The sequence below is a fragment of the Sorangium sp. So ce185 genome (genome assembly GCF_051526825.1).
Lineage (GTDB): Bacteria > Myxococcota_A > Polyangia > Polyangiales > Polyangiaceae > Sorangium > Sorangium cellulosum_D.
Genome location: NZ_CP150316.1, coordinates 3156441 through 3171770 on the forward strand (window position 1 = coordinate 3156441; position 15330 = coordinate 3171770).

Sequence of the window (15330 nt, forward strand, 5' to 3'; positions counted from 1 at the left end):
AGAGGAAAAGGCCGGGATCCCGGCCACTCGTCAAGGTCGACCCGCGGCCGCCTCGGCGGGCTCTCCCAACCATGCGCGCGCCAGCGCCAGGGTGCGGGTGTTCTCCGGAACGTTCTCGAGGAAGCTCTTCTTGTAATTGGGGTCAGCGATCTTGTGGCCGATCGCGAGCAGGTGCGCTCGGGCCGTGGCAATGGCGGCGCGCGCGGCTGCTCGATCCCCCATGGCGTGGAGGGCCTCCGCGTGGGCGAGGCGCACGAACGCGCCGCGGAACATTCCGCATGCACCGCCCATGTCGTCGACGCGAGCGAGCGCTTCTTCCGCAGCAGCGAGGGCTTCGGCGGCGCGACCTTGAGAGCGCCGGAGGGCCGAGAGCGTCCCCAGCGCGCCGGGATGGTCCATCGGAGACGCCTCCGCCAGGAGCTGCAGCGCCGCCGTGATCTCGCGCTCGGCGCTCTCGAGGTCTCCGGCGCGGCGGCTCACCTCCGCGAGCGCCCAGCGGCCTCGACCCTCGTCGAGGGGGACGCGGTGCTCGTACCCGAAATCGCGGAGCTCCACGGCTGGCTGGCGGGCCTCGTCGTGCGCGCCGCGGTCGGCGCGCAGCCACGCCAGGCTGAAGCGACGAAACGCGCTGAATACGGCGAGGCCTGTGTCGACGAACGGGGCCAGCCCCGAGAGGACCTGCTCGGCGGCGAGCGGCGCGCCGAGGTGCCATAGGCACATTCCTTTCGCCAGGTGGGCGACGCCGATGTCGGACTCGTGATTGGCCGATTGAGCGCGAGCGAGATCCATGGCGCGATTTGCGTAGTCGAGCCCTCGCCACGGTTCTCCTGTTACGCAGGCGCTCCTGATCGAGGACATGGCGGTCCACACAAGAGACGCGAGCGGCTCCTGACGGTCGAGGGCGTTGATGCCGGCGTCGAGCCGCTCCATGGCCTCGTCCGCCCGTCGAACTCTCCCGAGGACGTCGAGCCCGCTGACGGCGGCGACGATCGCCAGAGCGTGAAGACGCGCGGCGCCGGGGGCGGGTGTCGTCTCTTGGAGCAGCTGGATCGTGGCCATGTACTCATCGATCCGTCGCGCCGCGAACGCGCTGGCCAGCATCGCCATCGCCCCCCGCGACCAGGAGGAGGAGCCGCGCGGCGAGATCCTCATCACCTCTTCGGCGTACGCCGCTGCGTCGCCCAGTGTCTGCGGACACCAGACGAGCGCCTCGCAGAGGACGCCGAGCAGCGCGCTCCGTAGCTCCTCCGAGCCTCCACACGCGAGCCCCCGGCGAGCGCGGACGGCCGCGGCGGCCACGTCGCCGCTCCGGTGCGCCTGGTCCGCGGCGCGCAGGTAGAAGTCTGCTGCCCGGGCGCGATCCCCGCCGCGCTCGAAGTGTCCGGCCAGCAGCATGGGATCCGTCTCCCCGCGCTGCTCGAGCCACGCGCCCGCGATCCGATGTCCGAGCGCCCTGTCCGCCTCGGTCAGCATCGCATACGCGCCTTCCCGGAGGAGCGCGTGCCGGAACGCGAACTCTCGCTCTCCCGGGAAACGGCTCTCCTGGAGCGCCACGAGCACCTCCAGGTCGACCAGGCGCGCGAGATGCGCATCTGTGGAGGGCGGAGGCTCCGTACCACCGAGCAGCGACGAGACGCCGCCCTCCCAGCACACCTCGCCGAATACGCTGGCCGCGCGCAGCAGCCGCCGCGCCTCGGGGTCGAGCCGCGACAGGCGTGCTTCCACCATGGCGAGCACGGTCTCGGGCAGCGCCTCACCACGGCCCTCGGCCACCGCCCGGATGAGCTCTTCCAGGTAGAACGCATGCCCGCCGGCGAGCGCCACGATGCGCTCCAGCATCTCCCGGCCGATGCTCGCGCCGAGCGCCTGCCGCACCAGCCGCTCGCACGCCTTGCGCGGCAGCTCCTTCAACCGGATCTCCTGCGTCTGGCGCTCCGCCCACAGCCGGGGAAAGGCCTCATGCACCTCGGGCCGGGCCAGCGCGAGCACCATCCAGGGCATGGCGCGCAGATCGCGCAGCGCTGCGTCGAGGAAGCTCACCGTGGGCTGGTCGCCCCAGTGGAGATCCTCGAGCACGAGCAGCACCGGACGCTGCGCCACCTCGGCCCGAAGGAAATCCAGCCATGCCTTCCGCAGCTGGTCGCTCATGAGCTGCGCGTTCTGACGCGCCGTCCGCAGGGCCACGCTCTCCTCGTCGGCGAACGGCGTATCCACGATCTCGCCCAGGAACGCCGCGATACCCCGCTGATCGGCCGCCGGGGTGCTCCCGGCCACCCGGGCCCGGATCTTGTCCCGGCGCGCCTCCAGCGGCTCGCCGTCGCGCAGGGAGAGCGCGCTCCGGAGCACTTGCCCGAGCAGGCCGAAGGACGATCCCGCTCGCAGCGAGTCGACGCGACCGGTCCAGATCGCGACCTCGTCGCCACGCTGGCGAAGTCGGCCGGTGAGCTCGGAGGCAATGCGCGATTTGCCCATCCCGGCCGGCGCCGTGATCAGCACCGCCCGGGCGAGCGGCTCCTCGAAGCACTCCTGGAGGAGCGCCTCGAGCGTCGCGATCTCCCAATCGCGCCCCACGCACGCCGTGGCCTTGCCGAGCAGCGTGCGCGCTCCCTCCGCGAGCTCGCGCTCCGCGCGTAGCTCGAGCCCGGCGTCGGTCTCCACGACCTCGAAGCGCGCGTCGAGCAGCCCGGCCGTGACCTCGTCGATGGCGACGGGCCGATCCCGGCCGCGCGCGGGGGGCGCCGCCAGCATCCGCGCGGCCCGGTCGATGGCGTCGCCCGCGCACAGGCGCCCGGTCACCTCGGACCGACCCGTCGCCAGCACGACCGGTCGATCCCGGGAGACGGCGCGCAGCGCGAGCGCGCAGCGCGCGGCCTGGGCCGCTTGATCGGTGGGGACCTGGGTCGTCCGCGCGAGCGTCACGATGGCCGTACCGTCGACCAGGACCTCCAAGAGCCCTCCGTGGTCTGCGGCGGTCCGGCGCAGCTCTCCCTGAACGCTGGAGAGCTCTGCCTCGCAGAGCGTCGGCGCGCCGTCCTCGGCGGGCGGCTGCTTGCCGAGCAGCACGACCGACAGGATCCGCCGCTCTCCGCCGGTCAACGACGGAGGCTGCGTGCTCCTCGAGCGCCGCGTGTGGACGGAGGGGCGCCGCTGCGCGCCGCGAAGCGCCTCGAGCTCCTCGGCCACCGCGACCGCGTCGCCGGGGCGCTCCTCCGGCTCCTTGGCGAGCATCCGGCTCACGAGCTGCTCGAGCGCCTCCGGCACCTCGGGGCAGCGCTCGCGCACGCGTGGCGCTTCCTCGGCAAGGACCTTGACGAGGATGGCGATGAGGTCGTCGCCGAGGAATGCCGGCGTCCCCGTCAGGCACTCGAACAGCACGCAGCCGAGCGCGAACACGTCCGCGCGCGCGTCGACGTCGCGCCCGCTGCGCGCTTGCTCCGGCGCCATGTACCCCGGAGTGCCGAGCAGCGCTCCCGCCCTGGTGATCGTCTTGGCGTCGCCGCGCCTCGCGATCCCGAAATCGAGGACCTTCGCGCGCGTCACGTCGCGCTCCACCAGGAAGATGTTGCTCGGCTTGAGATCGCGGTGGACGACGCCGCGCGCGTGCGCCGCCGCGAGCGCCTCGGCGACGCGCGCTCCGAGCGCCAGCGCCTCGTCCACGCCGAGCGGCCCGCGCGCGAGGCGGACCGACAGGTCTTCCCCCGCGAGCCACTCCATCACCAGGTAGCGCTGGCCCGAAGGGGTCTCGCCGCTGGTCACATACTCGACGATCCCTGGATGTCGCAGATCGGAGAGCACCGCGGCCTCTCGCGTGAACCGTACTTCATCGTCGAGGCGCCGCTCGAGGAGGACCTTGACTGCCACGTCCCTGCCAGAGCTCCGGTCTCTCGCCCGGAAGACCTCTCCCATGCCGCCGACGCCTGCGCGCCCGTCGATCTCGAACCTTCCAGCGATCACGTCCCCCGGCTGCACCGCCGTAGTATCGACCTCCTGCAATGAGGATGTCCACTTGAGAGGCCGATGCTCGGCGACAATCCCTTCCACCGCCGGACGAACATCGGAATTGCCGGCGGGACGGTGCGGAGCTGAGAGCTTCTCGCTATCCTCGAAAGAGAGCGAGCACAGCCCGGCGCGTCCTCGTCCTGCACGACGCCATCGTCAGTGGGGAGCCCGGGATAGCCCACGAGGCACGCGGTCGCTGGTCGGAACGGTACATCGAAGAGGCCATCACGACGAGCCACGGGCGCGGCGAGCGCCGGGAGCCGGCGGGCGCGACCAGGTGAGCGCACCATGTCCGAACGGCCGGGCTCATCGTGGCCGCGCTCCCCGATGCTCGGCCGCGATGCCCGGCGGGCGCCGGTCATCGGATGCGGCATGGATGCGCAGCGCGCAAAGGCGAGGCCCGGCGCCCTCCGCCTGCTCGCAGCGCTGCTCCTCGCAGCGCCCCTCCTCTGGACGAGCTGCGGCCGGCCGTCCGCTCGGGTGCCCGCGGCGCGCCGCGTGGAGCCGCGCGTGCGGGCCGTCCTGGAGGCGCACGTCGCCGCCGCGCGCGCGGGCTCGGTCCCGCTGCTGCTCGTCGCCGACGCCGCGACGAGCGCGCCCGCGAAGGGCCCGCCGCCCGCGAAGGGCCCGGCCGGCGCGACGCCGCCGCCGGAGGCCGTCGTGTCCTCGGGCGTGCCGTTCCCGCCGGGCGCGCTGCGCGACGTCCGCCTCCTCCGCCTGCGCGACGGCCGCGGCGCCCCGGTCCCGCTGCGCACGAAGCCGCTCGCGGTCTGGCCGCTGGACGGCTCGATCCGCAGCGCGCTCGTCGCGTTCCGCGCCGCGCTCGCGCCGGGCGAGCGCGCGATCTACACGCTGGAGCACGGCGCTCCCCCGCGCCCCGCAAAGGGCGCTCCGCCCGGCGAGCCCCCGGCGGGCGCGCCCCGGCGCCGCGCCAAGGCGAGCTCCCCCGGGCAGCCGGCGGACGCGCCGGGCATCGAGGGCGCCGTGCTCGACGAATCGCTCCTGCCGGACCCGGACGGCCCGATCGCCGCGGTGCTGCCGCCCTCGTGGTACGCGGCGAGCCAGGTGTGCGGGCCGCAGCTCCCCGCCATCGACGACCGCCGCTTCCCCGGCTTCGAGAGCGGCATCGAGGGTGCGCTCGCCCGCATGACGCCCGCCTACGACGCGTACGGCGTCAGCTGCGCGGGCGCGCACCGCACCTACTACGACGGCCCGCACGCGCTCTACCAGCGCTTTCTCCGGAACGGCGACGCCGCCCGCTACCGGCGCGCGCGCGCCGAGGCCGTCTGGTACCGGCAGCACGAGCTCCGGTTCTCGCCCGACCGGCGGCTCGCGGTCCACGTCTGCGAGAAGGAGGACTGGACCCCCGCGGCGCCCCTCTCCTGGCAGGTGCTCCGGCGCATGCTCGGCCAGGGGATGCTCGACGATTACCTGCTCACCGGCGACCCGGCGGCGAAGGAAGCGGTCCTCGCGATGGGCGAGGCGCTCCGGCTGAACCTGCCGGCGCTCACGGGCGGCAAGGAGGACGTGCTGCGCGCGACCGAGCGCAACATGGCCTGGGCGATGATGACGCTGTCGAGCTACTACGCGCTCGACCCGCGGCCGGAGCTCCTCGCGGCGCTGCGCGGCCTCGCGGATCGCACGGTGGCGTGGCAGCGGCAGGGCGCGTCGGGCGCCTTCGAGCACGACCTCAACCGCGCGGACCCGACCGAGTGCGAGCGCGGCCCGCGCGGCGGCTCGCCGTTCATGACCGCGCTGCTCGTCGACGCGCTCATGGATTACCGCGCGCTCACCGGCGACCCGCGGGTCCGCGACGTGGTGGCGCGCGCCGCGGGCTGGCTCGCGGAGCGCGCGATCACCTCGGACCGGCGCGCGCTCCGGTACCTCTGGGGCTGCGAGACCGACGCGTACGACGACAGCGGGACCGCCGACCTCAACCTGCTGATCGTGCCCGTGTTCGGCGCCGCCTACGCCCTGACCGGCGAACCGCGATGGATCGACGTGGGAGACGCGCTGGCCGACGTCGGCGTGAAGGAGATGTGGGTGAAGCAGCCCAAGCACTGGAACCAGGCGATGCGCGCGTTCGGGCGCTATCTCGGGTACCGGGCGGCGCTCGCCGGCCCGGTGGCGGAAGGGCGTCTGTCCGCCGGCCGCTGAGCGGCGCGCGCTAGCCCGCCGGCCGGAGCCGGAAGGCGCCGCACTCCGGGTGCTCGATGCGCCCGGCGAAGAGCGAGCCGTCGAGCGCGAGATCGCCCTTCATGCTGACGGTGACGTAGTTGGGAGGGCGCTCGAGCCAGGCGCCGGGCGAGAACGTCGCGGTGCGCGTCTCGGGGTCGTAACGGCCGCGCATAAGGTACTTCCCGGACGCGCCGGACGCGGCATGACGGAAGTCGAAGACGGCCTTGATCCGGTCGCCCTGGACCTGAAGGATCCGGAACGTCATTTCGGTCGTGCCCTGCGGGCAGTCGTAATCGCCGATCCAGGTGCGCGTCCGCGCGAACGGGTTGTCGCCGCGGGGCTCGTCCGGCACCCAGTCGTCCGCGGCCACCGCGGCTCCCGCCGCCGGGAGCGGATCGTGGATGACGATGTAGATTGTCTCGGGGGGCGGCGGCTCCGGGGCGCGCGGCTCGGCCAGGGTGGGCGCGGGGCCGCAGGCGGCGAGCAGGAGGGCCGCGCAGGGGGCGCGGCGCAGGGCAGAGCGCCGTTCGGGGACAAGGGCGTTCGCGGTACCCATGGGCGGGAGGGTACCACAGCGGCGCGCGGCCGGAGCCAGCGCCGGCGCGCCGGGCGGGCGGCGGCGCGCCGCGCGATCAGCCGGGGAAGGAGCGGTACAGCGAGCTCATGTTCCGCGCGTACGTGTCGGCGTGCGCGGTGTAGTAGCGCAGCCGCGAGAGCTCGAAGGCGGCGCCCGCGGCGTCTCCCGCGTCGAAGCGCGCCAGCGCCGGCTGGTAGTGTTTGCCCATGAGCCGCCAGTAGTCGGCGGCGCCGTCGAGCGCCTCGGCGTGGGCGCGAAAGCGCATGTCCACCTGCTTCCACAGGTCGGGATTGCGCTGCACCCGCTCGGCGACGCGGATCACGTAATACTGCCCGGGCCACTGGCCGAATCCGGTGATGTTGCCCAGGTTGTAGTTCCACACCTTCTGCCCGCGTCCGTTCTCGATGGCCACGTGCGCCCACGCGCAGGCGAGGCGCGCGCGGCTCGGGTTCTCCTGAAAGACGAGCTCGTGGCTGTGCTCCAGCACCGCCGAGAGCTCCGCCTCGGAGAGCGGCGTGGCTTGCTTGGGCACCTCGCGTGGGGGCAGGGCCTCGCCGCTCCGCGCCTCGGCGGCGCTCCAGGTGAGGGGACCGACGATGCCGTCCGCCCCGAGGCCGTGCCGCTTCTGCCACTGGCGCGTGAGCCGCTCGGTCACGCCGCCGAAGATCCCGTCCTGATCGACCCCGATGACCCGCTGCCAGGCGACGACGTCGTCGCCCCGCGAGCCGAGGCGCAGGATCTGGCGGACGACGGGGCTCGGCCCCGGCTGCCCGCTCGTCGAGGCGTGCTCGGCCTGCTCGAGCGCGTCGGCGCCGACGGGCGGATCTGTGGGTCTCGTCGGGTCGGCCCCGGGGCCCTCCAGCCAGGGGCGGATGTGCTGGCGGAGCACCCTCGGCAGGACCTCGCGCTGCTGGAGGATGTGCGCCTCGGCGTCGATGGCCTTGCTGGCGTAGGAGTAGATCCAGAGCTGCCCATCGTTGCGCACCGCGGGCGCGTCGACGGGGCCCGCGGCGTCGAGGGGCCACTCCGTGGCCTGGCGGAGCACCGTCGCGGTGGAGAGGAAGGGCGCCTCGGGCGGCCTGAGCTGCTCGACGTAGCTCTGCTGGGTGTGCGTGGCCACGACGAGCAGCTCGCCCCGGCGGGCGCGCGCGAACGCGTCGCGCCACACGTCGATCTGCCACGCGACCGGCGGCTTGCTCGCGTGGGTGCCGTCGACGAGCACCAGGGCGGCGACGGCGCCGTTCGCCTGCGCCTTCTCGAGCAAGCGGGATCGCACGCCGCTGCAGCCGAGAGAGTAGCCGGCGAGGACGATGCGGCCGAGGGTGGGGAGGTGCAGCCGGTCGCGCACGGCGGCGGTCACCGCGTCGAGGCTCTCGGCGGGCTTGCCGGTGGCATAGGCGACCACGCACGGCGCGGGGCCGAGGGCGTCGCGCAGCGCGGCGTCCATGTGAGGGCCGACGAGGTAGCAGAGGACGAGATCGCGGGGCTCACCTGAGCCCATCTGGACGATGCGCATGGTGGATTCCTTTCCTCGATGAGGGCCGGCTCAGGCGCGAGCTCGGGGCCTTGCAGGTACGGCCACCACCCCCCGATGGATTCACCATCAGATCACGACCACGGGCGTCGGGCGTCAAGGCTGTAGGTGGCGCAGGAGTCGTGCTGGTGTCCTGAACGGCCTGGGTTCGGGGGCCGTGGATGGGTGGAATCGGCAGGCCACGGGAGAGGTGCGGCGCCATGCCAGCGAGAGGCGCGGGCGAGGTGGGTGCGTCGAAGAGGCCGCGGATCTGCGCCCCGCCACCCCGCAAGAGACGGAGCGCACGGAAGTGTGATTGGCCGCACGTGAGTGTGCCTCGACCTCGCGCGCCCTCCTGGCAGGCGCGGACCCGCGCGAGCCGCTTGACGATCGGCGTTTCGCGTCTATCTTGAGCCCCGCTGCTGCGGTGTGCGCCTCCCTCGTGCGCGCGCCGGGTCCACACCGGGGGAGAGTGAGCCGCGGCCCCTTCGCGCGATCGCGTCGGCCGCGTGCGTCTTCGTGAATTGGACAGCAGCATGGTTGGCAAATTGCATCTCGATGCGGTGGTGCGTCGCGTGGATGGCGCGACGGCCCGCATCGACAATCCGTTCGGGATCCCGATCACCCTCGTGGCGCGGGAAGATGTCGTCGTCGAGGCCGACGGCATCGAGGAGCTCCTCCGTTTCGCCTCGCTGGAAGGCACGCTGCGCGATCTCCACGCGTGGGAGAAGGCCGGCAGGATCGCCCCGTTCTGGGGCGGCGCGGCCGGCGAGATCCGGTCCATCGTGCTCACGCCCGATTTTCATAAGGGCGCGGGCATCCCCGTGGGCACGGTCGTCGACGCGCGCGGGTTCGTGGTGCCGCAGGCGGTCGGCAACGATGTCTGTTGCGGCATGCGCCTGCTCGCGACGGACGTCGAACGGGACGAGCTCGCGCCGCACGTCGGCGCCCTGAAGAAGCGGCTCCGCGCCATCTTCTTCCAGGGACAGCGCGATATCCCCATGTCGCCGCGCCAGCGCGCGGCGATGCTCCGCGACGGCCTCGCCGGGCTGCACGAGACGGCGGCGGACAACGCCCGCACCGGCCTGTGGAACCATTACGATCCGCGCGCGCAGCGCGAGGATCTCGAGCGCGTGCACTTCCACGGCGCGCTGCCCGCGCGCGGGACGTTCGCGTTCGACGCGTACATCCAGGCGTCGGGCCGCGCGGACGGGCGCGACGTCCAGATTGGCACGGTCGGCGGAGGCAACCACTTCGTCGAGATCCAGGCCGTGGACGAGCTCGTCGACGGCGGGACGGCGCGCGCGTTCGGGCTGACGAAGAACGCCGTCACGATCATGGCCCACGCGGGCTCCGTCGGGCTCGGACACGCGGTCGGCGGCTATTTCAACGAGCGCGCCCGCGCGCTGTACCCGGCGGGGGTGCCCCACCCGGCGCACGGCTTCTATGTGCTGCCGGCGGTGGGGCCCCACGCCCGCGAGGCCTCGGTCTACCTGGATGCGATGCGGAACGCCGCCAATTTTGCGTTCGCGAACCGCCTCTTCCTGGGCCTCATGGTGGTGCGCGCGCTGCAGGAGGTCCTCGGCCGTCGGGTCGCGAGCTCGCTCGTGTACGATGCGCCGCACAACCTCATCTGGGAGCCCGACGGCGCCGAGCCGCGCTACTTGCACCGCAAGGGCGCGACGCCCGCCGGGGGACCGGAGGGGCAGGGCGGGGTGTTCGCGTACACCGGTCACCCGGTGATCATCCCCGGCTCGATGGGCGACGCGAGCTGGGTGCTCGCCGGCGAAGGCCACGCGGAGCTGCTCGCGAGCGCGTGCCACGGCGCGGGCCGCAGCCTCACGCGCGGCCGCTCCGCGCACGCCGACGAGGACCTCTACCGGCGCGCCGTCGAGAAGCTGCATGTCGTGACGCCCCTCGATCCGGATGCGCCGAGCGTCCGGCGGCGGCGCGACATCCTCGCGAAGTACCACCAGCGGATGAAGGAGGAGGCGCCGTATGCCTACAAGCCGATCGCGCCGGTCGTCCGTTCCGTCGAGGATGCCGGGATCGCGCGGCGCGTGGCGCGACTCTGGCCGCTCGTGACGGTCAAGGGATAGGGCGCGCTCCGTACGATAAGCGAAACGACCACGCCGCAGGCAGGCCATGAAGCCGCGCACGTTCCGGGTTGGCGCCCCCGGAGCAGCGCTGTAGCCTGCCGCAGGAGGCTCGCTCATGGCCAAGGTGACCGCGCTGGGCATGGACACGATCACCGAGAAGTCCGGCCACCAGATGACCGGCATGGCCGTCAGCGTGTGCCTGACGCCGGCAGCGCCGAGCCCCTTGCCGATCCCCTATCCCACGATGGGCACGGTCGCCGAGGGGATCATCGATCCCTGCATGCGCACCAAGATCGAGGGGGCGAAGATCCTCACGGTGGGCGGCTGCATGAAGGCCTGTCACGGGAACGAGCCGGGCACGCTGAAAGAGGTCGTCAGCCTCAACACGGCCGGGCCGTGCTTCCCCTGGCTCGGGGCGCCCAACGTCTTCATCGAGCTCGGCATGGCCGGCATCACCGGCAGCATGGGGCAGATGAACAAGAGCATCACCGTCGGCGCGGGCGCCAGCGCGAGCGGCGCGGGCGGGGGCGGCGGCGGCGGCGGCGGCGGCGGCGGCGGCGCCGGCGGCCCGGGCGGCGGCGGCCCGCAGGGCGGGGGCAACGGCGGCGGGGGCGGCGGCGGATCGAGCAGCGGCGCCTCGCCGCCGAAGCCGCCCGCGCCGCCTCAGGCCGAGGGGCAGGCCGCCGCAGCGCACCCGATCGACGTGGTCACCGGGACCATGTACACGAACCCCAAGCTCGATGTCCTGCTCCCGGGCCCGTTCTCCGTCGGCCTCGTGCGCCGGTACGCGACCTCGGCGGTGCGCTCCCGCTGCGGGATGGGCTGGGGCTGGTCGCACAACCTGCACTGGTACGCGCGCAGGCAAGGCGACGGGCTCGTGCTCGTGGACCCCGATTTCCGCGAGGTGCACATCCCCGAGCCCGACAGCGATCAGGTGCTCGTGCTGCCTTACGGCGTCAAGGTGGGCCGCGTCGGCGGCGACCTCGTGGTGGACCTCGACGACGGCGCCGTGCGCGTGCTCCGCTACGATCCGGCGGAGCTGCGCTATTGCCTCGCGGAGCTGCGCGACGACGCGGGCAACGTGGTCGAGCTCGAGTGGCGCGAGGGCACGCTCGTGCGCCTCGTCGACTGCGCCGGCCGCGTCCTCACGGTCGAGCGGGACGGGAACCTCGTCGTACATCGGCTCTCGGTGACGGACGACGAGGGGAAGGTCCACCAAAGGACGCTCGTGGTCCTCGAGCTCGACGCCCGCGGCGATCTCGTCCGCGCCGTCGACGCGGGCGGCGTCGAGACGCTCTTCGCGTACGACGAGGATCACTACCTCGTCCGGGAGTCGTCGCCGGACGGCATCGATTACCACTTCGTCTACGCGGACGTCTCCGGCGAGCGCCGCTGTGTCGAGAGCTGGGGCGAGCTCCGGGGCGGCGACGTGCTGCGCGAGATCGGGTGCTCGCCGCCCGCCGGAGCGCCCAGGCCCAAAGGCATCTTCCATACGCGCCTGTCGTGGGGCCCCGAGCCGTTTCAGACGCACGTGATCGACGGCCTGGGTCAACGGCACCTCTACGTGGGCAACGCCTTCGGGCTCGTCACGGCCTACCAGGATCCGCGGGGGTACGTCACCCACTACAGCTACGACGGCTCCGGCCGGCTCCTCGCGATTCGGGACGCCGAGGGGCGCGTCGCGCGCCGGCGCGTCGACATGTCGGGCAGGCACACCGAGGCCTCGGTGGGCGGCGATCTCCTGCGCGCCGTGCGCTTCGACGATGGCGCGGGGGCGGTGACCCTGACCGAGCCCGGAGGCGCGACGCGGCAGGTGCGCTACCAGGGATCGAGGGTGACCGAGGAGGTCGACGAGCTCGGCCGCTCCACCGTCTACGGCTACGACCCGCGGGGCCTGCTCGCGCAGGTGATCCACGCCGACGGCACGGAGGACGCTTACGCGTATGACGCGCACGGCAACGTCCGCGAGGTGAGCGCCGGCGGCGGGGTGGCGCGCTTCCGGTACGAGTTCGACCTGCTCGGCCGGCCCGTCCGCGCGGAGACCCCGAAGGGCATCGCGCTCGAGCTCGATTACGACTCTCGCGATTACGTGATCGCCATCCGGGAGCCCGGGGGCAAGGTCACGTACTTCGACTACGGCCCCACAGGGCACCTCATCGCCGAGCGGGCGCCGAACGGGCATGAGATCCGGTACCGCATGGTCGGCGACGTCACGGTGGAGTCGGTGCACAGCGACGGGCGCCGCTACCGCGCCGGCTACGACGCGCTGCTGCGCCTCGCCTGGATCGAGAACCCGGCGGGCGAGCGGCACCTCTTCGAGTACGACCCGTCCGGCAACATCCGCGCGGAGACGTCGTTCTCGGGCGTCCGCACGGAGTACGAGCACAGCGGGGTCGCCGAGATCGCCTCGGTGATGAAGGCGGACGGCTCCTGGGTGCGGCTGTCGAGCGACGCGATGGGCCGGCTGCGCGTGCGCGAGCACTCGACGGGCGAGCGCGAGGAGTACGGCTACGACGAGCGCGGCGGGCTGCTCTACGCGAGGAGCGCCGCGTCGGAGGTCGTCTTCGTGCGCGACGCCGCGGGCCGGGTCCTGCGCGAGGAGCAGCGCCTCGGCGGCTTCCAGTTCGCGGTGTCCTACCGCTACGACGACGCCGGCCGCGTCGTGGAGCGGAGCTACTCCTCGGGCTGGCGCGTGACGACCGAGCGCCGTCCGGGCGACGGCGCGCCCACGGCCTGGGAGGTCGCCGTGGACGAGGCGCGCGCCGCCCGGCTGACGCTCGCCTACGATGAGCGCGGGGTCGAGTCGGAGCGCGCGTTCGGAGAGGACGGGCCGCGCGTGATCACGCGGAGCGACCTGTACGGCCTGCCGGTCCACCGGGCCGTGGTGTCGTCGACCGGCGGCGAGATCGCGGCGCGCTCGTATGCGTGGTCCAAGGCGGGGCCGATCGAGGTGGTGGACGACAGCCGCGCGGGGCAGCGGCGCTACGTGCTCGACGAGGTGGGCCGCCCGCTGTCGGTGCAGGGGCTCGGCGCGAACGAGCAGCGCTCGTATTCCCCGCAGGGCACCCCGGTGCCCCGGGGCGAGGCGTGGTCGCTCGGCCCCGGGGGCCGCCCCGTGCGCACGGCCGGCGAGCACCTCACCTGGGACGCCCTCGGCCGGCTGGCGCGGCGCACCTCGGCGGAGCGCGGAAAGAGCTTCGAGTACCGCTACGACGCGCTGAACCGCCTCGCGGCCGCGGTGCGCGACGACGGCCTCGTGATCCAGTTCCTCTACGACGCGCTCGGCCGCCGCGTCGCGATGACGATGGGCGGCGAGAGCGTCTGGTTCGGGTGGGACGGCGACTCCGCGGTCGAGGAGGTGGCGAGCGGGGGAGGGCGCGTGCGGCGCGTCTTCGCCGACGACGGCTGCACGCCGCTCCTCGAGGCGCGGCAAGGGGGCGACTTCCGCGCGGTCGTGACCGACGCCGCCGGCACGCCGTGGCTCTTCCTGTCCGCGGCCGGCGCCTTCGACGAGGTGGACTTCGGCGCGCTGGGCGACGTGACCCGCCGCTCGGGCGACCCAGGGACGCTGCGCTTCGCCGGGCAGCGCTGGGACGCCCCGACAGGCCTCTTCTACAACCGCCACCGCTACTACGATCCGGCGCTCGGCCTGTACATCACGCCCGATCCCGCGGGGCTCGCCGGGGCGTTCCACGAGCTCGGGTTCGTTCCGAACGTCACGCTGTACATCGACCCTTCGGGGCTCACGACGATCATCGTCGGCCAGCGCGGCGACAAGGCGATCGAGAGCCACAAGGCCAATCTGCAGAAGATGTATCCGGGGGCCACGGTGCTTTACCACGACGAGCTGAAGAACGCCCCGCTGGCGAACGAGAACCACGTGATCGTGTCGACGCACGGGTACCCGGGCGGGGTCGAGTGGGGAGAGAAGAAGAAATTCCTGGGGCTCATCCCTTACGGCAACCGGCCCACGATCAACGGGCAGCAGCTCGGGGACGCGCTGAAGGGCGCAGGCTTCAAGGGGGGGCCGGGCTCGCGCGTCGATCTGTCGACGTGCAACGGCGCGACGCCGCCGGATCCGAAGTGGGGTATCGGCAACGACAGCACGGCGCAGGGCGTCGCGAACGTCACGAAATCGAGCGTCTGGGGCGCCAAGTCGAACGACCCCGCCGCCACGTACCGCGGCGATGTCGAGGATATCTCGGGCAAGAAATGGTATCAGTTCTGGAAGAAGCCGAACAACTGGGGGCCTGGGATGATGGCGCCCGTCGGACAGAACCCGGTGAACGGGGCGATGAACCCGAGGCGAGATGTGTACGTCCGGAAGGGCGCGTACGTCGAGACCCGGTGAGGAGCTGATCCATGCCGGCGCCCCGTCTCCCTCACGTCCCCGCGCGTCTGCCCTGGCCCGACACGACCGGGCCTGATCCTTCCCAGGCGGCGCTCGACGCGCTGTGGTCGAAGACGCGCGCGGTGCGCGTTTACCCGGGCGAGCTCGGTGAGCACGGGCCGCTCGCCCGAGCGCCCGCCGTGGAGCTCCGCGGCCCCGACGTCGCCGAGCTCGCGCGCCTCCTCGCGTTCGAGGCGCCGCCGGAGCGCTTCCGGGTGCCGAGCCTCGGGCAGTGCGCGCTCGAGCTCCGGGGCCGCCTGTTCCGCGTCGGTCTGCTCGGGCTCGACGCGGAAGGGGCGCTCCGCGTCCTCGGCTGGGGCTCGGACGTCACGCTGCGCGAACCGGCGGCGGTCTTCGCGTGGCTCGCGGAAAAGGGCGGGCCTTCTCTCGCGGAAGCGCGCCAGCAGGGGGCGCGCTAGCGCTCGGGGCAACGGCGTGAGGCCGAACGCCTCCCGAGCTCAGCTGGCGGGCCGCCCTGCTGGGCAGTTGTCGACTCTGCCCAGAGAGAGCCCACATGAAGGCGGGAAGGCGGGAAGAGCATCAAGGTTTCTTCCCGCCTTCCCGCCTTCATGTT

7 protein-coding genes are annotated in these 15330 nt (G+C 73.0%); 4 read left to right on the forward strand and 3 right to left on the reverse strand.

The annotated features are described in order from the left end of the window. Positions 1–30 precede the first annotated feature (30 nt). Complete coding sequence (locus WMF26_RS11755; protein ID WP_438000391.1) at positions 31–4041, reverse strand: protein kinase domain-containing protein; 4011 nt, start codon at positions 4039–4041, stop codon at positions 31–33. Positions 4042–4371: 330 nt separating this feature from the next. Between WMF26_RS11755 and WMF26_RS11760 the strand changes: the two genes are divergently transcribed. Further along, entirely contained in the window at positions 4372–6156 is a 1785-nt protein-coding gene (locus WMF26_RS11760) for a hypothetical protein (protein ID WP_438000392.1), read from the forward strand. 10 nt (positions 6157–6166) lie between these two features. Here WMF26_RS11760 and WMF26_RS11765 read toward each other — a convergent pair whose 3' ends face one another. Together WMF26_RS11765 and WMF26_RS11770 are read right to left on the reverse strand one after the other, a co-directional pair. Further along, on the reverse strand, positions 6167–6733 hold the full coding sequence (locus WMF26_RS11765; protein WP_438000393.1) for a hypothetical protein: 567 nt from the start codon (positions 6731–6733) through the stop codon (positions 6167–6169). 76 nt (positions 6734–6809) lie between these two features. Further along, the gene (locus WMF26_RS11770; protein WP_438000394.1) at positions 6810–8270 is read right to left on the reverse strand and encodes a peptidoglycan-binding protein; all 1461 of its coding nucleotides are present in this window, start codon (positions 8268–8270) and stop codon (positions 6810–6812) included. Positions 8271–8803: 533 nt separating this feature from the next. Here WMF26_RS11770 and WMF26_RS11775 point away from each other — a divergent pair. The 3 genes from WMF26_RS11775 (at position 8804) to WMF26_RS11785 (ending at position 15175) form a co-directional block, all read left to right on the forward strand. Beyond that, complete coding sequence (locus tag WMF26_RS11775) at positions 8804–10366, forward strand: RtcB family protein (protein ID WP_438000395.1); 1563 nt, start codon at positions 8804–8806, stop codon at positions 10364–10366. Between the two features lie 115 nt (positions 10367–10481). Continuing rightward, positions 10482–14717, forward strand: a complete 4236-nt coding sequence (locus WMF26_RS11780; RefSeq protein WP_438000396.1) for a PAAR-like domain-containing protein — start codon at positions 10482–10484, stop codon at positions 14715–14717. Between the two features lie 11 nt (positions 14718–14728). Then, positions 14729–15175, forward strand: a complete 447-nt coding sequence (locus WMF26_RS11785) for a hypothetical protein (protein ID WP_438000397.1) — start codon at positions 14729–14731, stop codon at positions 15173–15175. Positions 15176–15330 lie beyond the last annotated feature (155 nt).